Consider the following 19,683-nt stretch of genomic DNA (forward strand, 5'->3'; position numbering starts at 1 on the left):
CCGAGAGTGCCAAGCCATCAACGAGGGGCGTGCGCGGGCGTGCCGCAGCCGGGCAGCCGGCGCATCGTGTGGGCGTCGGCGCCCGAGGAGTAGTACCGGCGGCGGGTGCCCAGCACCTCGAAGCCGACGCTGCGGTAGAGGCCCTGCGCGGGGGCGTTGTCGACGCGGACCTCGAGGTACGTCGTCGCGCCGATGCCGTCGGCGGCGGCGAGCAGGCCGTCGAGCAGGGCCCGGCCGATGCCCCGGCCCTGGTGCGCCGGGTCGACGCCGATCGTGTGGATCTCGGCCTCGGCCTGCTGCCCGAGGCGCCCGGGCAGCAGGGCCACCCCGCCGTACCCGATGAGCCGCTCCCCCTCCCGCGCCGCGAGGTAGCGGTGCCCGGCCCGCAGCTCGTCACGGAAGGCCCGCGCGCTCCACGGGTCGTCCCCGGGGAACAGGACCGCCTCGAGCTCGGCGCACCGGTCGGCGTCGTCGTCGGTGAGGGCGTCGAGGACGACCGGGGTCACGCGCGGGTGACCGTCTTGGGGGCCCCGGGCGGCACGGCGTCGGGGCGGCGGAGGTAGAGGGGCACGAGCGGGCCGGGGGCGGTGCCCGCACGCAGGGCGGTCGCGGCGACCGCGACGAGGCCGTCGGGCCGGGGGCCGGGCGCGTCGGGCGGGGCACCCACCTGCTCGGCGGCGTCGCCGACGACACGGTCGACGGGCCCGAGGTCGCCGTCCGGGCCGAGGCGTGCGGCGAGGTCGGCGGGCGCGGAGACCTCGGGGCCGTGGGTGCGCACGCCGTCGGCGTAGCGGCTCCAGTAGACCTCGCGCCGGCGGGCGTCGGTGACCACCAGCAGGCGGCCCGGGACGCCGGCGGCCAGGGCGTCGTGGGTCGGGACGCCGTGGGTCGGGAGGCCGAGGCCGTCCCCGATCGCCGCGGCCGTCACGAGCCCGACGCGCAGGCCGGTGAACGGCCCGGGGCCCAGCCCGGCGACGACGGCGTCGAGGTCGCCGCGGGTGCGGCCGGCCTCGGCGAGGGCGTCCTGCACCGCGGGGGCGAGCAGCTCGGCGTGCGCCCGGGCGCCCTGCGCGTCGCGGGCGGCCAGCGTCCGGGGCGCGCCCTCGTCGGGCAGCTCGACGACCCCCGCGGTGATGCGGGCGGTGGCGGTGTCGAGGGCCAGGACGAGCACGGGGCGGAACCCTACGGACCGACCAGCCGGGCGGGTCCGTGGAGGTGCGCCTCGCGCCGCTCGTCGGGGCCGGATCGGTCGAGGCGCACGAGCAGGTGCTCGGCGGCCAGGTGCTCGGCGACACCCTCGCCCCACTCGATCACCACGGCGGCGCGGGTGAGGTCGGTGTCGAGGTCGAGGTCGTCGAGCTGGGCGGCGACCTCGCGCGGGTCCGGGGACGCCGCGGTGCCGACGCCGAGCCGGTAGGCGTCGACGTGCACGAGGACGACCCCGCGCCCGCCGAGGGCCGCCGGCAGCGGCGGGTGCTCCCGCGCGATGACGAAGGTCGGCGACGTCACCGGCCCCTCGACGCCCAGGCCCTCGCCGACGCCGGCCGCGAGGCAGGTCTTGCCGGCGCCGAGGGGGCCGGCGAGCACGACGAGGTCGCCGGGCGCCAGGCGCGTGCCGATGTCGCGCCCGAGGGCAGTCGTGTCCGCGGCCGTGGGCAGGACGAGGTGTCGCTCGGCGATCGTCCCGGGCCTCATGCCCGTCGCCGGGGCCGGCGCAGGCCGCGTCGCGGGCGGTCGCCGGTCGTCGAGCGGCCGGGACGCAGGCGGCGCAGCACCTGGCTGCGGTGGGTGCAGCGGCGCAGCAGCTCGAGCAGCGCGGCGTCGTACTCCTCGGGCTGCTCGAGCATGGCCATGTGGCCCGCGCCCTCGAGCGGCAGGAGCTCGGCGTGCGGCATCTCGGCGGCGATGAGCTCGGAGTGCTCGTAGGGGATCATCCGGTCGCGCGTGCCGCCGGCCACCAGCACCTCGCACTGCGAGAGCCCGGCGAGCGCGGCGCGCCGGTTGTGCGTCGAGAGGGTGTTGGCGAACGAGGTCAGCGCGTCGAGCGGCGTCGCGGCGATGGTGCTGTCGACGAGGTTCACCAGCGCGGGGTCGGTGGAGCGGTCGCCGAACGACAGGCCCTGCACGAACGCCCAGATGACGTTGCCCGCGGCCCGGCGCACGCGGTCGGCGAACGCGGGCTGCCAGTGCGCGATGCGCCCGAGCACGTTGACCGTCGGGTTGCGGTGCGACAGGACGGCCTGCTTGAGCCCGCCGGCCATGACGTCGCCCGCCGAGGTGCACAGCAGCGAGACCCCGACGATGCGCTCCTGGAACAGCTTCGGGTTCCGCTCGGCCAGCGCCATGATCGTCATGCCGCCCATGGAGTGGCCGACGAGCACGATCGGCCCCTCGGGCACGACGGCGCGCAGCACGGCGTCGAGGTCGGCACCGAGCTGGGCGATCGTGCAGGACCGCGCACTCGCCTGGGCCGAGCGACCGTGGCGGCGCTGGTCGTAGAGGACGGTGCGCACCGCGGGCTCGGTGAGCTCCGAGAGCATGCGGCGCTGGAAGTGCCAGCACTTGCGGTCGAGCGCGAACCCGTGGACCAGCACGACGGTCAGCTCGGGCGTCGCGCCCTCGATGACGGGGTCGACCTCCTCCACCGAGAGACGCACGCCGTCGTCGGCGGCCACCGACGACTCCCGCCCGGGCGGCAGCAGCCCGAGCCGCGCCGGGTGGGCCTTCTCCTCCTCGGAGAGCCGCTCGCGCTCGCGCAGGATCCGCGACCGGGCCCGACCCGCGCCGACGGCGCCCGCCGCGGCCGCGCCGCCCAGCACCGTGCCCGCCACGGCGCCGGCGACGGCGCCCGGCGAGACCCGGTGCTCCCTGCCGTGGTCAGACATCCGGCGTGCGCCCGACCGTGCGCGTCACCCGGGGCCGGCAGCCGACGCCCGTCACGACCTCGTAGTGGATGGTGTCGAGCCAGCGGGCCCACTCGAGCGCCGTCGGCTCGCCGGCGTCCCCGGGACCGAACAGGACGACCTCGTCACCGGGCGTCACCCCGGGCGGGTCACCGTCGGCGGGACCGAGGTCGACCACGACCTGGTCCATGCACACACGTCCCACGACCGGTCGACGCCGGCCGGCGAGCTGCACCGTCATCGTCCCTCCGAGCCGTCGCGGAACGCCGTCGGCGTACCCCGTCGGCACCAGTGCCAGCACCCGATCGTTGGGTGCCACCCACTCGTGACCGTAGGACACACCTTCCCCGGCGGCCACGCGTTTGACCAGCGCCACGCGGGTGCGGAACGTCATGACCGGACGCAGCCCGTGATGGTCCGGGGCCTCGAGCGGGTCGAGCCCGTAGACCGCGATCCCGGGGCGCACGAGGTCGAGGTGCAGGTCCGGACGGGTGAGCGTGGCCGCGGAGTTCGCGAGGTGCCGCCACGGTCGTGGCCCGCCGAGGCGCTCGCCCGCGGCGCGCCAGGCCTCGTCGAGGCGCCCGGCCTGGACGTCGATCGTCGGGTGGGCGGGGGCGTCGGCGTGCGCGAGGTGCGACCAGACGGCGACCACCTCGACGTCGCCCGCGGCCCGTGCGGTCTCGGCGGCGTCGAGCAGCTCGCCCCAGGCCTGCGGCGGGCACCCGTTGCGGCTCAGGCCGGTGTCGATCTTGAGATGGACGCGCGCGGGACGCCCGGCCCGTCCGGCGCCCGCGACGACGCCGTCGAGCTCCGCGCGGGACGAGACCCCCAGATCGACCCGGTCGGCGACCGCGGGGGCGAAGTCCTCGTCGGGCAGGTGCAGCCACGAGAGCACCGGGGCGGTGATCCCGGCGGCGCGCAGCGGCGCGGCCTCCTCGAGCGTGCAGACGCCGAGCCAGGTCGCGCCGGCGGCGAGGGCGGTGCGGGCGACGTCGACCGCCCCGTGCCCGTAGCCGTCGGCCTTGACCACGGCCATCGTCGCCGCCCCGGACGCCCGGGCGAGGCCGGCGAGCAGCTCGACGTTGTGGGCGAGGGCGTCGTGGTCGATGCGGGCCTCGACGCGGGGTGGCGTGCTCACGCGGCGGCCTCCCGGACCTCGCGGATCGCGTGCGGGAGCGCCTGCGCGACGAACGACGCCGGCACGGGCGAGCCGGGCCCGTCGGCGGCGCCGGCCCCGATGTCGGCGGCCCGCGCGTGCACGAACGCCGCGCAGCCGCCGGCCCACCACGGGTCGAGCCCGGCCGCGAGCAGCGCGCCCGCGACGCCGGACAGGACGTCGCCGGAGCCGGCGGTGGCGAGCCAGGCACTGCCGGCGGGGTGCACGAGCACCCGCCCGTCCGGGGCGGCGACGACCGTGGCGTTGCCCTTGAGCAGGACGGTGACGCCGAGGTCGGCGGCGGCCTTCCGCGTCGACGCGACCCGGTCGTCGGTGAGCTCGGCGACGCGGGCGAACTCGCCGGCGTGGGGGGTGATGAGGACGGGGCGGCCGCGCGCCCGGTCCCGCAGCTCCGCGTGCTGCCCGAGCAGGGTCACGGCGTCGGCGTCGGCGAGCACGGGCAGCCCGGCGTCGAGGACGTCGGCGAAGGTCTGCGCACCCGCGTCGTCGGTCCCGAGACCCGGCCCGACCACCCAGGCCTGCACCCGGCCGGCCTCGCCGACGGTGTCGGTGGCGACGATCTCCGGCCACGCGGCACGGACCTCGTCGGCGGCGCTGCCGGCGTAGCGGACCATCCCGCTGGTCGCCAGCGCCGCGGCGCCGCTCGCCAGGACCGCGGCGCCGGGGTAGGTCCGCGAGCCGGCGGCGACGCCGACCACGCCCTGGGAGTACTTGTCGTCGCCGGGCCCCGGCACCGGCCAGCGGGCGCCGACGTCGGCGGCCTCGAGGACCTGCACCGGCGGGGACGGGAGCTCGGGGCCGATCCCGATGTCGACGAGCGTCACGGGGCCGCAGCGGGGGGCGGCGAGCACGTGGACGGGCTTGCGGGCGCCGAAGGTGACGGTGAGCGCGGCGCGCACGGAGTCGTCCCCCGGCACCCCGGTGAGCGGGTCGACGCCGCTGGGGGTGTCGACGGCGAGGACGGGGACACCGGCGGTGGCGGCGGCGTCCGCCAGCGTCGCCGCGTCCGGGCGCAGGCCCCCGCGGGCGCCGGTGCCGACGATGGCGTCGAGGACGAGGTCGGCGCGCTCGACGGCGATCACCCCGGACTCGACGCTGGTGAGGACCCGGCCCCTCTGCTTGCGCAGGGCGGCGAGGCCCTCGGGGTGCGCGCGGTCCGGGCTCAGCAGGACCGCGGTGACGGCGACCCCGCGCCGGCGCAGCTCGTAGCCCGCCCAGAGCCCGTCGCCGCCGTTGTTGCCCGCGCCGGCGAGGACGACGACCCGGCGCCCGCTCACCCCGCCGGTGCGGCGCTCGAGCTCGGCGAGCGCGGCCTGGGCGACGCCCCGGGCGGCCCGGCGCATGAGGGCACCGTCCGGGGTGCGCGCCAGCACCGGCTCCTCCGCCGCCGCCACCTGCTCGGGCGTCCAGACGCCGTACACGGTTGCTCCCTCCACCCCTACGTGAGCGAACTTCGGGGCTATAGCACCAAAGTTCGCTCACATAGCCAGCTACTCGACCGTGACGGACTTCGCGAGGTTGCGGGGCTTGTCGACGTCGTAGCCGCGGGCACGGGCGACCTCGGCAGCGAAGACCTGCAGCGGCACGCTCGCCACCAGCGGCTGGAGCAGCGTCGACACCGCCGGGACCTCGATGAGGTGCTCGGCGAACGGGCGCACCGTCTCGTCGCCCTCCTCGGCCACGACGATCGTGCGCGCCCCGCGGGCCTGGATCTCGCGGATGTTCGAGAGCAGCTTCTGGTGCAGGATCGCCCGGCCCTTCGGCGAGGGCATGACCACCACCACCGGCAGGTCCTGCTCGATCAGCGCGATCGGGCCGTGCTTGAGCTCGCCGGCCGCGAAGCCCTCGGCGTGCATGTAGGCGAGCTCCTTGAGCTTGAGCGCGCCCTCCAGCGCCACCGGGAACCCGACGTGGCGGCCCAGGAAGAGCACCGCCTTCGACGTCGCGAGGTCGCGCGCGAGCGACCGGGTCGGCTCGACGACCGCCTCCAGCACGCGCTCGACCGCGCCGGCGCTCGACTCGAGCTCCGCGTACTCCCGGGCGACCTCGTCGGCGTACTTCGTGCCGAACGTCTGGGCCAGCGCGAGCCCGACGAGGTAGCACGCGATCACCTGCGCGGTGAACGTCTTCGTCGCCGCGACGCCGACCTCGGGCCCGGCGTGGGTGTAGAGCACGGCGTCGGACTCGCGCGGGATCTGCGCGCCGTTGGTGTTGCAGATCGCCAGCACGCGGGCCTTCTGCTCCCGCGCGTGGCGCACCGCCTCGAGGGTGTCGGCCGTCTCGCCGGACTGGGAGATCGCGACGACGAGCGTCGAGCGGTCGAGCACCGGGTCGCGGTAGCGGAACTCGCTGGCCACCTCGACCTCGACCGGGATGCGGCACCAGTGCTCGATGGCGTACTTCGCGAGCAGCCCCGCGTGGTAGGCGGTGCCGCAGGCGACGACGAACACCTTGTCGATGTCGCGCAGCTCCTGGTCCGAGAGGCGCTGCTCGTCGAGCACGACCCGGCCGTCCACGAGGTGGCCGCGCAGCGTGTCCGCCAGCGCGGTCGGCTGCTCCTCGATCTCCTTGAGCATGAAGAAGTCGTGGCCGCCCTTCTCGGCGGCCTCGATGTCCCAGTCGACGTGGAACGGGCGCGTCTTCGCGGTCTCGCCGTGGAAGTCGGTGACGACGGCGCCGTCGGCGGTCAGCGTGACGATCTGGTCCTGGCCGAGCTCGACGGCGTCGCGCGTGTGGTCGATGAACGCCGCGACGTCCGAGGCCACGAACATCTCGCCCTGGCCGACGCCCACCACCAGCGGCGACGAGCGGCGCGCCGCGACGATCTCGCCGGGGCGGTCGGCGTGGCTGAACACCAGCGTGAACGCGCCCTCGAGCCGCGACACGACGGACCGCACGGCCGCGGTCAGCCCCGCTTCCGGCGCAGCGGCGTACGCCTGCGCGACGAGGTGCGCGGCGACCTCGGTGTCGGTGTCGCTGGCGAGCTCCACGCCCTCGGCCTCGAGCTCGGCGCGCAGCGCGGCGAAGTTCTCGATGATCCCGTTGTGGATCACCGCGACGCGGCCGGTGGCGTCACGGTGCGGGTGGGCGTTGCGGTCGGTCGGCGGGCCGTGGGTGGCCCAGCGCGTGTGGCCCATGCCGGTGGTGCCCGACACGTCCTCCTCGGGCAGGACCGCCACCAGGTTGTCCAGCGGCCCGGCCGCCCGGTGCACCTCGAGACCGCCCTCGCCGTCGGCGACCGCCACCCCCGCCGAGTCGTACCCGCGGTACTCCAGACGCCGCAGGCCGTTGACGAGGACCTCCTGGGCACCACGCCAGCCGACATATCCCACGATCCCGCACACGGACCTCAGGGTAACGACGCGCGATCGGCGCCCTCCCGGCCCGCCATCGAGGGGCGGGTCACGACAGGCCCCGGCCGGTCACCTCCGCTAGGTTCCCGGGCCATGGCGAGCGTGATCGGCGGGAAGGCCCTCGCACCCAAGGCGATGGTCGGCGAGCTGTCGCGGCCCGGGCCCCACCCGGTGCTGCGCGGCGAGCTCGCGCTCGTGGGGCTGCCGGGGGTCGTGTTCACGCCCGCGTCGGGCACCGCGCTGCCCGCCGTCGCCTTCGGGCACGACTGGCTGCAGCCCGCCGCCCGCTACCTCGGCCTGCTGCGCCACCTCGCGTCGTGGGGGATCGTCGCCGCGGCGCCGGACACGCAGCGCGGCCCGGTCGGCTCGCACCGCGGCCTCGCCCAGGACCTGCGGACCGCCCTCGGCGTCGTCTCCGGCGTGCGTCTGGGCGGCACGGCCCGCGGCGCCGCGGTGAGCGTGGACCCGCACAAGCTCGGCGTCGCCGGCCACGGCATGGGCGCGGGCTCGGCCGTGCTGGCCGCCGCCGTCCCGGCCGCCGACACCCGCGTCCAGGAGGTCGGCGAGCCGTACTGGGAGGTCGGGCACGGCGTGGCCGTCCAGGCGGTCGCCACGATCGCGATCACCGACACCCGTCCCTCGGCCGTCGAGGCCGCCCGCGCCGTGCACCTGCCCGGCATGCACCTGGGGTTCGGCAAGGACCTCGTCTCGCCGCCCGCGGCCGGCGCGGAGCTGCTCGACGGGGCGTGGGCCGGCGAGTCCTCCCTGCGCACGGTGAAGAAGGCGACGCACCTCGGCCTGCTCGAGGGCCGGCACTGGAGCGACGTCCTGCTCGACGGCAAGGGCGAGCCCGCGACCCGCACCCTCGTGCGGGCGCTGCTGACGGGCTTCCTGCTGCACCGCCTCGGCGGCGACGAGCGCTACGCCGCGGCGTTCGACGCGGTGGTCAAGGGGACGGAGGCCGGCTCGGGCTGAGCGGGTCGCCCCCGCCCGCCGCGATCCGCTCGCGCACCCGGGCCCCCGCCTCGCGCCCGACCGCCCGGCTGCGCGCCGCCGCGGCGAGGAAGAGCCGCGTCCGCTCCTCGAGGTCGGCCGCCCACGCCCGCAGCGGCCCCTCGACCGCGGGGTCGCCGCGGACACCGGCGAGCAGCGCGTCGACCTGCGGGGGCAGCAGCCCGCCGACCGGGTCCGCCGGGCGAACCGCGGCCGCGCCGGCCGCCAGGTCGCGCACGGCGGCCGCGACGCGGGACGCGGCGACCTCGAAGACGTCGGCGGTGTCGCCGAGCTCGGTGACCAGGCCGTGGGCCGAGCGGGCGAGCGCCGAGACCCGCCTCTGCACCGCGTCGGCCGACGGTCCGGCCCAGGTGTCCCACAACGGCCCGAGGTCCTCGGCGGTGTCGACGTGCTGGCGGCGGACGAGCGTCGCCGCCTCCCGCAGCGCGTCGGCCTGCGCGGCGAGCGCGCCCGGGTCGGGCAGCTCGCGGGCCTCCGCGCCGGCCCGGCGGACGGTCGCGGGGTCGGTGTCGGGGCCCGCCGGGACGCCGCGCCAGCGCGGGGGCAGCGACGACCACCGCGCGAGGTGCGTGGTCAGCACGCCGACCGCGGCGTCGACGGCGACGAGCAGGGCGGCGCGTCCCGGACCGGAGAGGTCGACCGGGCCGGGCGCGGGCGCCAGCCGCAGCGGGCGGTCGGGGCGGTCCACCCGGGCGCTCAGCCGACGTGGCGCGGCCCGCCCCGCGACCCGTGCGCACGCGACCCGCCGGCGCCGTCGGGCGCGGGGTCGGCGTCGTCGGGTCGGGTGGCGTCCGCGCCGGTGGTGGCCGGGGCGGCGGGCGTCCCGGGATCGGCGGGGGCGGCTGCGGCGGGGTCGGCGGTGCCGTGCTCCCCGCCCGCGGCCTGGAGGTGCTCGGCGAGATCGCCGACGGCGCCCGCGTGGGCGCGGAGCAGGGCGACCGCGGACAGGGTCTCGTCGCCCTCGTCGACGCTGAGACGGTCGGCGAGGCGGTGCAGGTCGCGGGCGCGGCCGGAGACGGCCTCGACCACCTCGGGGAGGTCGGCCGCGGGCTCCTCGTCGTCGGTGGGCACGCCGGGCTCGTCGAGCGCTCCGTCGCCGAGACCGGCGAGGACCTGGTCGAGCGCATCGGGATGGTCGAGCGGGCGGGCCGGGCCGTGGGCGGGCGGGACCGAGTCCATCCGCGTCCTCCGCGTCCGGCCCGCGTCGCGCGCGGGGCTGTGCCGTCGTCCGCGTCCCGCACTCCCGGCCGCGGGACCACCGTCAGGTTAACGCCTGGGGACGCGGCGAGGGGCGGGAACCCGGTACCGCCACGACCGCGTACGTGCCCGCGTCGGTGTCCACGTCGGCGCTGCGCACCGCCCGTGTGCGCCCGGTCGCAGAGCGCAGCCGCGGGTGGCTACCGGACGGTGGAGACGAGCCCCGCGAGCCGGTCGGCGACCTCGCCGGCGACGACCTGCGTGGGCGCCTCGACCATCACGCGCACGAGCTGCTCGGTGCCCGACGGGCGCAGCAGCACCCGGCCCCGGCCCCCGAGCTCCGCCTCGGCGGCCGCCACGGCGTCGGCGACCTCGGGGGACGAGCCCACCGCCGACTTGTCCGCGACCGGGACGTTGACGAGCACCTGGGGCAGCCGGGTCATCACCGCGGCCAGGTCGGCCAGCGTGCGCCCGCTCTGCGCCATCCGCGCCATCAGCCGCAGCGCCGTGAGCAGCCCGTCGCCGGTGGTGGCGTGCGTCGGCAGCACCACGTGCCCCGACTGCTCGCCACCGAGGGAGAACCCGCCGGCCCGCAGCTCCTCGAGCACGTACCGGTCGCCCACCGCCGTGGTGCGCAGCGCGACACCGGCGTCGGCCATCGCGAGGTGCAGGCCGAGGTTGCTCATCACGGTCACGACCAGCGTCGCGTCGACGAGCTCCCCGCGCTCGAGCAGGTCGAGGGCGAGGACCGCGAGGATCTGGTCGCCGTCGACGACGCTGCCGTCGGCGGCCACCGCGAGGCAGCGGTCGGCGTCGCCGTCGTGCGCGATGCCCAGGTCGGCGCCCTCGGCCACGACCGCGCGGGCGAGCGCGTCGATGTGGGTCGAGCCCACGCCCTCGTTGATGTTCCAGCCGTCGGGCTCGGCGTGCAGGGCGGTCACCCGGGCGCCGGCCGCGGCGTAGGCGCGGGGGGCGGCGCCCGACGCGGCACCGTGGGCGCAGTCGACGACGACGTGCAGGCCGCCCAGCGGCGTCGGGGTGGCCGAGGCCAGGTGCGCGACGTAGCGGTCGAGCGCGTTCTCGAGGTCGCCGACCCGGCCGATGTCACGGCCCGTGGGACGCGACGCCGTCTCGCCGGCGCCCACCCGCGCCTCGATCTCGTCCTCGAGCGCGTCGGGGAGCTTGTGCCCGCCCGCGGCGAAGAGCTTGATGCCGTTGTCGGGCATCGGGTTGTGCGACGCCGAGATCATCACGCCGAGGTCGGCGTCCAGCTCGGCGGTCAGGTGCGCGACCGCCGGCGTCGGCAGCACGCCGACGCGCAGCACGTCCGCACCGGCGGCGGCGAGGCCCGCGGTGACCGCGGCCTCCAGCATCTCGCCGCTGGCCCGCGGGTCGCGGCCGACGACCGCGACCGGGCGGGTGGCCGTACCCCGCCGACCCCCGGCCCGGGCGTGCTCGGAGAGCACGCCCACGGCCGCCGCGGAGACCGCGGTCGCCAGCTCGGGCGAGAGGTCGGCGTTGGCCAGCCCTCGGACACCATCGGTGCCGAAGAGCCGCCCCATCAGCGCTTCGAGTACTGCGGAGCCTTCCGGGCCTTCTTGAGGCCGTACTTCTTGCGCTCCGTGGCCCGCGGGTCGCGGGTGAGGAAGCCGGCCTTCTTGAGGCCCGGACGGTCGTCGGGGTCGACCTCGGTGAGCGCACGGGCGAGGCCGAGGCGCAGGGCGCCCGCCTGGCCCGACGTGCCGCCGCCGTGCAGGGTGGCGTAGACGTCGAACTGCTCGGTGCGCTCGGTGACGACCAGGGGCTCGCGGATGAGCTGCTGGTGCACCTTGTTCGGGAAGTACTCCTCGAACGCCTTGCCGTTGCAGATGATGCGCCCGGTGCCGGAGACGAGGCGCACCCGGACGATGGCCTCCTTGCGGCGGCCGACCGTCTGCACGGGGCGGTCGATCCCGGCGAACACCGGAGCGGCGGTCTCGCCGAAGACGTCGGCCTCGTCGGCCACGTCCTGGTCGGTGTCCTCGTCGGCGTCGGAGCTCACGACGTCGGCGACGACCTCGTCGTCGGCGGGCTCGTCGGTCGCGGGCTCGTCGGTGGCGTCGACGGGCGTCCCGCCGACGGCGCCCTCGGGCAGGTCCGCCGCCTCGGCGAGCGTCTGCGCCGCGTCGTTGTCGGCGACCTCGGGCAGGTCGGTCGCGTCGTCAGGGGTGGTCACTGGCTCACCTGTCGGATCTCGTACGGCACCGGCTTCTGCGCGGCGTGGGGGTGCTCGGGGCCCGCGTAGACCTTGAGCTTGCTGCCCATCGCCCGGCCCAGCCGGTTCTTCGGGAGCATGCCCTTGATGGCCTTCTCGACCAGCCGCGCCGGGAAGCGCTCGAGCTCCTCGCCGACCGTGCGGGCCTTGAGCCCGCCCGGGTAGCCACTGTGGTGGTAGACGAAGCGGTCGTCGCGCTTGCCACCCGTGAGGGCGATCTTCTCCGCGTTCACGATGATCACGAAGTCACCGGTGTCGACGTGCGGCGCGTACGTGGGCTTGTGCTTGCCCCGCAGCAGCGTCGCGCTCTGGCTGGCCAGGCGGCCGAGCACGATGTCGGACGCGTCGATGACGTGCCAGGCGCGATCGATGTCGCCGGGCTTCGGACTGAACGTGCGCACGGAAGCTACCTCGTCACGGACGGCTGGGCGGGTCGGCACGGAGGCCGATGTGTGGTCGAGCGGGCGCGGGACGTACACCGCGCAACGATCCTCCAGAGTACGCGTCGCCTCGCGGCCGACACCGACCACCCCCTCGGTGCTCCGCCGGTCAGGCGCGGAACATCGCCCCGACGCCGGACTCGGTGTCGATGTACTGCTGGGTGGCCTGGTCGGTGCGCGCGCGGATCTGCGCGAGCAGCTCCTTCAGGTCGTTCCACGCGGCGTCGATCTGCTGCTGCTGCGCGCGGTAGAAGTCGGACGACGCGCCGTCCCACACGCCGAGCTGCCCGACCGCGGTGCGGACGTCCTGGAGCTGCTGCTCGATGCCGGCGTGGGCGCTGTTGATGTCCTGGCTGGCCTGCTGCAGGGCGCCGAAGCGGACCTTGATGTTGGGGCTGGTCATGGTGTCCTCGTCTCTGTTCCGGGGTTCTGTCCGTCGGTGCGCCGGTCAGCCGAGCGCGTTCGTGATGGCGCCACCGCCCGCCCCGGCCCCGCCGGCACCGCCCGTCGCCCCGCCGGCGTCGCCCAGGACGTTCAGCAGCCCGGCCGCGTCGGCCTCGCTCGCGTCGTAGCGGCCGGCACCGGCACGCACCCGCTCGGCGATGCCGAGCAGCGCGTCGTTGATGCGCTTGGCGTCGGTCTGCCAGCGGACCATCGTCCCCTGGAAGGCGTTGGAACCCTGGCCCTGCCAGTCGGCGACCAGGGGCTCGAGGCGGCCCTGCAGCGACCGGAGCTGCCCCTGCAGATCCCCGTTGATGGTCTCCAGCCGGTTGGCCACGTCGACCATGACGCCGGTCTGGGTGCCGAATCCCTGTGACACGACGTCCCTCCTCTCCTCGCGGGGCCGGGCCCCGGGTGCTCTCGACGGATCGAGCATGACGACCACGCGCGGGGCGTGGTGGCCGTTCGGGAGAAGTCGTGCGAACTCGTGCGCCGTGGGCTCCGGGGTGGGCGCACAGTGGGCTCGGCGCCCGGGTCAGCCCGCGGGCTCGAGGGTCTCGACGACCTGCGCGCAGGCGGCGAGCACGCGGCGCGCGTCGGCGTCGTCGGTGCCGTGGCGGCACCCGACGCTCACCATCGAGGGACCGGACAGGGCGACGAACCAGTCGACGCGGGCGCCCGGGGCGGGGTCCTGCCGGTAGCGGGCCACCTCACGCCCCCCGAAGTCGGCCCGCGCCTCGTAGCCCGACACCGGGTCCCCGGCCGCGCGGGCGGTCTCGTACTGGGCGGCGAGCTGGGCGCGGGCGCGTTCCGGGTCGGCGGCGGCGACGGGATCGAGCGGGTTCTCCTGGACGGCGACGAGGTCCGCGCCGCGCGGCGCGCCCGCGGGCCGCAGCAGCAGCCGCCGCGCCCCCGCGTCGCCGCCCGCGACGACCCAGCCGATCGGGGCGACGAAGGCCTGCCCGCCCACGACCGTCGGCGTGCCCGAGGGGCCCTGCAGCGCACGGACACCGAGCACGACCCCGGTGACCACCGCGACCACGGCCAGCAGGGCGACGATCACCGCCCCGACGCCGACCCGGCCGCGGGGCGGGGCCTGCGGTCGCGGCCGGCGGGCCGGCAGGCGGCCGGAGGCGCGCGCGGTGTCGCCGTCCTCCACGGCGTCGGTGACGTCGGTGACCTCGGCGTCGGTGACGTCGGTGGCGCCGCCGCCCCGGGTCGTGGCGACGACCGGCTCCGCGGGCGCGGTCGCGTCGTCCGGATCCACGCGCCGGACGGGCAGGAGCGTGTCCGACCGGCCAGGGGCGGTCGGGGTGAGCCACGCCGGGTCCTCGACCGGCTCCCCGAGGTCCTCGGTCGGCTCCGCCGTGTCTTCCGCCCGGGACGTCGGGGTGTCCCCGACCGGCGGGAGCGGAGCCGTGGGCGGGTCGAGCAGCGGGCCGTGCGCGCCGGACGCGCTCGGCGGCTCGTCGCGGGGCCACCCGGCCACCCCGGCCACCTCTGCCACTCCGGCCACCCCGGCCACCCCGGCCACCCCGGCCACCCCGGCCACCCCGGCGGCGCTCCCACCCCCGCGCCGCGGCGCGTCCTCCTCGCGCGCCACCACCAGCGCCCCGTGCGCCACGACCGTCCGCGGCTCGGTCGCGACGGTGGCCGGCACCCCCAGCTCGCGGTGCACGAGACCGGCGAGCAGCGGGATGCGCGCGCCGCCGCCCGTGAGCCACACCCCGTCGAGGTGCTCCGGACCGGTGCCGGCGTCGGCGAGCGTGTCGGCGAGCAGGTCGACGACGCCGCGCAGCGCCGGGCGCAGGACCTCGGTGAGCTCGCCGCGCGACAGCCAGGCGGCCGTCACCCGTCCCGGCAGCGGCACCGCGGCCTGCTCGGCGTCGGAGAGCTCCTCCTTCGCCGCGCGCACGTCGTCGAGCAGCACCTGGCGGTGCCGGCGGTCGGCCAGCGTCGTGCCGGCGACGACCTCCCGCACCCGGTCGGCCTCCGCACGCGCGTCCGGGTCGTCGACCGCCGGGTCGTCGTGCAGCGCGCCGAGCAGGTGACCGAGCAGCAGCTCGTCGGCGTCGTCGCCGCCGAACCCGGCGTCCTCGCGGTGCGCGAGCAGGCGCGCGCCGCCGCAGCGGCCGGGCACCGGCGCCAGCACGGCAGCACTCGCGCCGCGGGCCCCGAGGTCGAGGACGGCGAGCGGACGGGCGCGCGCCGCATCCCGCGGGCGCATCCACGCCGCGTGCGCGGCCGCGGCCACCGGCTCCTCGACGAGCGTGAGCGCCTCGGCGAGCCCCGACCCGGCGCGGCGCAGCACCTCGCGGCGCCCGGCGTCCCACCCCGCGGGGTGGGTGAGCACGAGGTGGCGGGGACGGCCGCCGCGCAGCAGCGGGCCCGCGCGGTCGAGCACGCCGGCGAGCACCGCGCCCCACGCCTCGGAGACCCCGACGACGCGGGTGCCGAGCAGCAGGTCGGGCTCGTCGACCCGCAGCCGCGGGGTCGGGTCGTAGCGCGACGGGTCGGTGGGCGCGAGGCGGCGGGCCGCGGCACCGACGGCCAGCGCGGTGCCGTCGGCGGGCGCGAACACCGCCGCGAGGTCGAGGGGGACGTCGGTGGGCTCGACGGACTCGACGGCGCCCGCCCCCGGCCCGGCGTCCACCGCCGCCGCGACCGTCGTCACCCCCAGGTCGATCGCGACCGCGGGCCCGTCGCTCACGCGTCCCCCGCGGGGTCCGGCAGGGCCGTGATCGGCGGGTCCGGTGCGCGCCAGCCCACCTGCACGAGGCGCTCGCCGTGGCGGCGGGACACGAGCCAGCCGCGGCCCGGGGGCTGCGGGCCCGGCCGCACGGTGCCGAGCAGCACGCCCTCGTCGCGGCTCCCGCTCATGACGATGCCCGGCGACGAGAGCTCGCGCAGGCGGGCGAGCACCGGCTCGTAGAGCGCCCGGGACGCACCGCCCGTGCGCCGAGCGACGACGAGGTGCAGCCCGACGTCGCGGGCCTGGGGCAGCAGGTCGAGCAGCGCGGCCAGCGGGTTGGTGGCCGACGAGGCGACGAGGTCGTAGTCGTCGACGAGGACGAACACGTCCGGCCCCGTCCACCAGGACCGGGCCCGCAGCTGCTCGGGGGTGACGTCGGGACCGGGCAGGCGGCGCTGCAGCGACCCGAGCAGCTCGGTCATCGCGTCGGTCAGCGCCGGCGCGGACGAGGTGTAGGAGATGAGGTGGTCGCTCGCCACCGCGCCCAGCAGCGAGCGCCGGTAGTCGACGATCATGAGCCGGGCCTGGTCGGGCCGGTAGCGGGTGACGATCTGGTGGGCCAGGCCGCGGAGCAGCGCCGTCTTCCCCGACTCCGCGTCGGCGTAGCAGACGAAGTGCGGGTCGGCGGCGACGTCGAGCACCACCGGCGCGAGGCGCTCCTCCTCGAGACCGAGCGGCAGCAGGTGCGGACGACCCTCGTCCGGGCCCGGCAGCGACTCGACGCCGACGCGTTCGGGCAGCAACCGGACCCGGGGGGCGCCCGCGCCGCCCCACGCGGCGACGACGCGGGCGACGAGCTCCCCGGTGGCGCGTCCGAGGTCCTCGGTGTCGGCGACGCCGTCGAGGCGCGGCAGCGCGGTGAGGACGTGCAGCTTCTCCCGGGACAGGCCGCGCCCGGGTCGTCCGGCGGGCACGACCGCCGCGACGCGGCGGTCGACCTCGGACTCCGAGGGGTCGCCCAGACGGAGCTCGAACCGGGTGCCGAGCAGGTCCTTGAGCGCCGGCCGCAGCTCGGCCCACCGGCTCGCCGTGATCACGACGTGCACGCCGTACGACAGCCCGGCGGTGGCCAGCGAGATCACCGTCTGCTCGAGCTGCTCGTGCTCGCTGCGGAACGCGTGCCACCCGTCGACGACGAGGAAGACGTCGCCGAGCATGTCGCTGCCGCCCGTCCCGGGGGCGAGCTCGCCGCGGCGGCGCCGGGCGCGCAGGTCGGCCATCGACTCGACCCCGGCCTCCCGGAACCAGCGCTCCCGCCCCGCGAGCAGCGCGGCGACCTCGGCGACGGTGCGCCGCACGAGGTCGGGCTCGCCACGGCCCGCGACGGTGCCGACGTGCGGCAGCCCGGCGAGTCCGGCGAGCGTGCCGCCGCCGAGATCGACCGCGTAGAACTGCACCTCGGCCGGGGTGTGGGTGAGCGCGGCGCCGGCGACGAGGGTCCGCAGCAGCGTCGACTTCCCCGACTGCGGCCCGCCGGCCACGACGACGTGCCCCGCGGCGCCGGCGAGCTCGGCCCACAGCACGTCGCGGCGCTGGTCGTAGGGACGGTCGACGATCCCGACGGGCACCGCGAGCGCGCCGTTGGCGGGGAACCCGGGCGCGGTCAGCCCGCGGTCCGCGGTCTCGGACAGGGGCGGGAGCAGCGCGTCGAGCGTCGCCGGGTCGGCCAGCGGCGGCAGCCACACCTCGTGGGCGGGCGGGCCCTGCCCGCGCAGGCGCTCGACGACGACGTCGAGCACCGACGGCGTCCCGCCGGGACCGGACGGCACCGACGGCCCGTGCGGGCCGATGACCGCGGGCGGCCCGGCCGCGCCGGCGTGCCCGTTGCCGTTGCCGTTGCTCCCCGGCGTGCTCTCCAGCACCGTCGGCGCGGCGGGCTCGACCCACTGCGACGAGAACGGGCGCGGGCGCATCTCGCGGGGCAGCGGCGACGCCTCGGGCACGACACGCTCCGCCGCGCGGTACGGCGCCGACACGTAGCCCGCCTTGAAGCGCGTCATCGTCGACGACTCGACCTTGAGGTAGCCGGACCCGGGCACCGCCGGCAGCTCCGCCGCGTCCGGGACCCCGAGGACGGCCCGGGAGTCCGACGCCGAGAACGTCTTGAGCCCGATCCGGTAGGACAGGTGCGAGTCGAGCCCGCGCAGGCGCCCCTCCTCGAGACGCTGCGAGGCGAGCAGCAGGTGCATCTGCAGCGAGCGACCCAGGCGCCCGATGGCGACGAACAGCTCGGCGAAGTCCGGCTTCTGGCTCAGCAGCTCGGAGAACTCGTCGACGACGACGAACAGCGTCGGCAACGGCTGGAGCGGGGCGCCGTTCTCCCGCGCGCGCTCGTACTCGGTGACGTTCGCCAGGTTGCCCGCCGCGCGCAGCAGCTCCTGGCGGCGCTGCATCTCGCCGGCGAGGGCGTCCTGCATGCGGTCGACGAGACTCAGGTCGTCGGCGAGGTTGGTGATCACCGCGGCGACGTGCGGCGCGGGCGCGAGCCCGGCGAACGTCGCGCCGCCCTTGAAGTCGACGAGCACGAGGTTGAGCGCCTCGGACGAGTGCGTCGTGATCAGCCCGAGGACCAGGGTGCGGAGCAGCTCCGACTTGCCGGAGCCGGTGGCGCCGACGCACAGCCCGTGGGGGCCCATGCCCTCCTGGGCCGCCTCCTTGATGTCGAGGTCGACCGGCTCGCCGTCGGAGGACACCCCGAACGGCACGCGCAGGCGGTCGCGCAGGGGGCGGGGACGCCAGGCGGCGGCGACGTCGAAGGTGTCCGGTTCGCCGTCGACCCCGAGCAGCTCGAGGATCCCGGGGCTCGTGAGCAGCGGCTCCTCCTCACCGCCCCCGACCACCGGCGGCCGGCACGGGGCGAGGCGGCGGGCGAGCGCCTCGGCCTCCGCGGCACCGAGGGCGTCGGGCCGGCCGAACCACTCCACGCCCTGACGCCCGACGGCACCGATGCGTCCCTCACCACCATCCTCGGCCTCCCCGGCCTCGAGGACGAGCCCGAGCCCGCGCCTGGAGGTGAGCGTGCCGAGCGAGTCGGAGAGGTCGATGAGCGTGACCGCGCCGAGGCCCTCCTCCAGCAGTATCTGCTCGGTGCCGAGGACCTCGGCGTCCTCGAGCACGACGACGACGTGCGCCGTGTCGGCCGCGGGCGCCGCACCGCGGGTGAACCGCCCCCGCCCCGCGAGCTCCGGCGCGAGCCACGACTCCACCGCGGCCAGCGACGTCGTCACCATCCGCGCCGGGCCCGCCCCGTCGGCCAGCCGCGGGTGCGCGACGTGGGGCAGCCACTTCACCCACTCCCAGGCCGCGCGCGCCGGACCCGTCGCGGCCACGGCGACGACGAGGTCGTCGGGGCTGTGGAACGTCACGAGCTGCGCGACGATCGCGCGCACGAGACCCCGCCGGGCCTCCGCGTCGGCGCCGGTGACCGCCACCGAGGCGAAGGCGCGCAGCGACACCGCCGTCGGCAGGTCCGGGACGATGGAGTGGGTGCGCACGAACCGGCGCAGCGCCACCGTCGACACCGGCTCGAGGTCGTCGACGGGGCCCGTCTGCGGCGGGACCAGCGCGGTCGCGAGCCGCTGGCTGCCACGGCCGACCCGGACGTGCGCGAAGTCGGGGTCCGACGGGCGGCGCTCCCACATGCGCGGGCCGCGCGCGAGCCCCACCAGCGACGACGGGTCGGGGTGCGTCCACTCGAGGCCCCGGCGCTGGTCGGCCGCGGTGTCGCGGGCCCGGCGGCGCATCTGCGCGAGGTAGCGCAGGTAGTCCTTGCGGTCCTCGTCGGCCTCGGCCCGCCGCTGCGCGCCGCCCCGCGTCGCGCCGCCCGCCACCATCCCCAGCGTCGAGAGCGCGAACATCCCGCCGAAGAGCCAGGACGTCGGGTTGTCGACGCCGATGACGACGATGAACCCGAGCGAGCCGACCACCATGAGCAGCGGCAACAGGCGCATCAACGGCGAGGTCGGCACCGCGCGGGGGATCTCCGGAGGGGCCTCGAGGTGGATCTCCCCCGACGGCACCTCGGGCGGCGCCAGGCGCGCGGCGCGTCGGAAGACCCGAGTGCCCACCGCGTCCCCCGTTCCTCCGATCGCACCACCCGCCCCCGTCGGTCCGGCCATACTAGGGAGCCGCGGGCCGCGCCGGGCCCGTCTC

General features: G+C 77.1%; 17 protein-coding genes. 1 reads left to right on the top strand and 16 read right to left on the bottom strand.

Translation table 11 applies throughout. The features are described from left to right. Positions 1-17 precede the first annotated feature (17 nt). The 7 genes from rimI to glmS all read right to left on the bottom strand — a co-directional run bounded on the left by rimI (position 18) and on the right by glmS (position 7,424). Positions 18-506 carry a ribosomal protein S18-alanine N-acetyltransferase gene (rimI, locus tag WCD41_RS17270; protein WP_337714700.1) on the bottom strand — a complete coding sequence of 163 codons (489 nt, stop codon included), beginning with the start codon at positions 504-506 and terminating at the stop codon, positions 18-20. Beyond that, positions 503-1,171: a tRNA (adenosine(37)-N6)-threonylcarbamoyltransferase complex dimerization subunit type 1 TsaB gene (gene tsaB, locus WCD41_RS17275; protein ID WP_337714701.1), complete on the bottom strand. Its 669-nt coding sequence runs from the start codon at positions 1,169-1,171 to the stop codon at positions 503-505. Before tsaB ends, rimI begins: the two co-directional genes overlap by 4 nt. An 11-nt stretch (positions 1,172-1,182) precedes the next feature. Next, complete coding sequence (gene tsaE / locus WCD41_RS17280) at positions 1,183-1,695, bottom strand: tRNA (adenosine(37)-N6)-threonylcarbamoyltransferase complex ATPase subunit type 1 TsaE (RefSeq protein ID WP_337714702.1); 513 nt, start codon at positions 1,693-1,695, stop codon at positions 1,183-1,185. Continuing rightward, entirely contained in the window at positions 1,692-2,885 is a 1,194-nt protein-coding gene (locus WCD41_RS17285) for an alpha/beta fold hydrolase (protein ID WP_337714703.1), read from the bottom strand. The genes tsaE and WCD41_RS17285 overlap by 4 nt, the downstream gene beginning before the upstream one ends. Continuing rightward, the gene (gene alr, locus WCD41_RS17290) at positions 2,878-4,041 is read right to left on the bottom strand and encodes an alanine racemase (RefSeq protein WP_337714704.1); all 1,164 of its coding nucleotides are present in this window, start codon (positions 4,039-4,041) and stop codon (positions 2,878-2,880) included. Before alr ends, WCD41_RS17285 begins: the two co-directional genes overlap by 8 nt. Next, positions 4,038-5,501: an NAD(P)H-hydrate dehydratase gene (locus tag WCD41_RS17295; RefSeq protein WP_337714705.1), complete on the bottom strand. Its 1,464-nt coding sequence runs from the start codon at positions 5,499-5,501 to the stop codon at positions 4,038-4,040. The genes alr and WCD41_RS17295 overlap by 4 nt, the downstream gene beginning before the upstream one ends. A 69-nt stretch (positions 5,502-5,570) precedes the next feature. Next, complete coding sequence (gene glmS / locus WCD41_RS17300; RefSeq protein WP_337714706.1) at positions 5,571-7,424, bottom strand: glutamine--fructose-6-phosphate transaminase (isomerizing); 1,854 nt, start codon at positions 7,422-7,424, stop codon at positions 5,571-5,573. Between the two features lie 102 nt (positions 7,425-7,526). On the opposite strand from glmS, the gene WCD41_RS17305 reads away from it, so the two are divergent. Beyond that, on the top strand, positions 7,527-8,408 hold the full coding sequence (locus WCD41_RS17305) for a dienelactone hydrolase family protein (RefSeq protein ID WP_337714707.1): 882 nt from the start codon (positions 7,527-7,529) through the stop codon (positions 8,406-8,408). Here WCD41_RS17305 and WCD41_RS17310 read toward each other — a convergent pair. The 9 genes from WCD41_RS17310 to eccCa form a co-directional block, all read right to left on the bottom strand. After that, the gene (locus WCD41_RS17310; RefSeq protein ID WP_337714708.1) at positions 8,380-9,135 is read right to left on the bottom strand and encodes a hypothetical protein; all 756 of its coding nucleotides are present in this window, start codon (positions 9,133-9,135) and stop codon (positions 8,380-8,382) included. The two genes, WCD41_RS17305 and WCD41_RS17310, sit on opposite strands and share 29 nt — an antisense overlap. A gap of 8 nt (positions 9,136-9,143) precedes the next feature. Continuing rightward, on the bottom strand, positions 9,144-9,626 hold the full coding sequence (locus WCD41_RS17315) for a hypothetical protein (protein ID WP_337714709.1): 483 nt from the start codon (positions 9,624-9,626) through the stop codon (positions 9,144-9,146). Between the two features lie 218 nt (positions 9,627-9,844). Continuing rightward, positions 9,845-11,206, bottom strand: a complete 1,362-nt coding sequence (glmM, locus tag WCD41_RS17320) for a phosphoglucosamine mutase (protein WP_337714710.1) — start codon at positions 11,204-11,206, stop codon at positions 9,845-9,847. Next, positions 11,206-11,859, bottom strand: coding sequence for a 30S ribosomal protein S9 (gene rpsI / locus WCD41_RS17325; protein WP_337714711.1), 654 nt, complete (start codon positions 11,857-11,859; stop codon positions 11,206-11,208). The genes glmM and rpsI overlap by 1 nt, the downstream gene beginning before the upstream one ends. Beyond that, the gene (gene rplM / locus WCD41_RS17330) at positions 11,856-12,299 is read right to left on the bottom strand and encodes a 50S ribosomal protein L13 (protein WP_337714712.1); all 444 of its coding nucleotides are present in this window, start codon (positions 12,297-12,299) and stop codon (positions 11,856-11,858) included. Before rplM ends, rpsI begins: the two co-directional genes overlap by 4 nt. A gap of 148 nt (positions 12,300-12,447) precedes the next feature. Next, positions 12,448-12,741 carry a WXG100 family type VII secretion target gene (locus tag WCD41_RS17335; RefSeq protein WP_337714713.1) on the bottom strand — a complete coding sequence of 98 codons (294 nt, stop codon included), beginning with the start codon at positions 12,739-12,741 and terminating at the stop codon, positions 12,448-12,450. A gap of 45 nt (positions 12,742-12,786) precedes the next feature. Continuing rightward, a complete protein-coding gene (locus WCD41_RS17340) occupies positions 12,787-13,158 on the bottom strand; it encodes a WXG100 family type VII secretion target (RefSeq protein ID WP_337714714.1) in 372 nt (123 codons plus the stop codon). A 156-nt stretch (positions 13,159-13,314) separates the two neighbouring features. Then, positions 13,315-15,489 (bottom strand): type VII secretion-associated protein, encoded by a 2,175-nt coding sequence (locus tag WCD41_RS17345; RefSeq protein WP_337714715.1) that lies wholly within the window; start codon positions 15,487-15,489, stop codon positions 13,315-13,317. Beyond that, positions 15,486-19,598, bottom strand: coding sequence for a type VII secretion protein EccCa (gene eccCa, locus WCD41_RS17350; RefSeq protein ID WP_337714716.1), 4,113 nt, complete (start codon positions 19,596-19,598; stop codon positions 15,486-15,488). Before eccCa ends, WCD41_RS17345 begins: the two co-directional genes overlap by 4 nt. Between the last annotated feature and the right edge of the window lie 85 nt (positions 19,599-19,683).

The sequence above is a fragment of the Actinomycetospora aeridis genome, assembly GCF_037400275.1.
GTDB classification, from domain to species: domain Bacteria; phylum Actinomycetota; class Actinomycetes; order Mycobacteriales; family Pseudonocardiaceae; genus Actinomycetospora; species Actinomycetospora aeridis.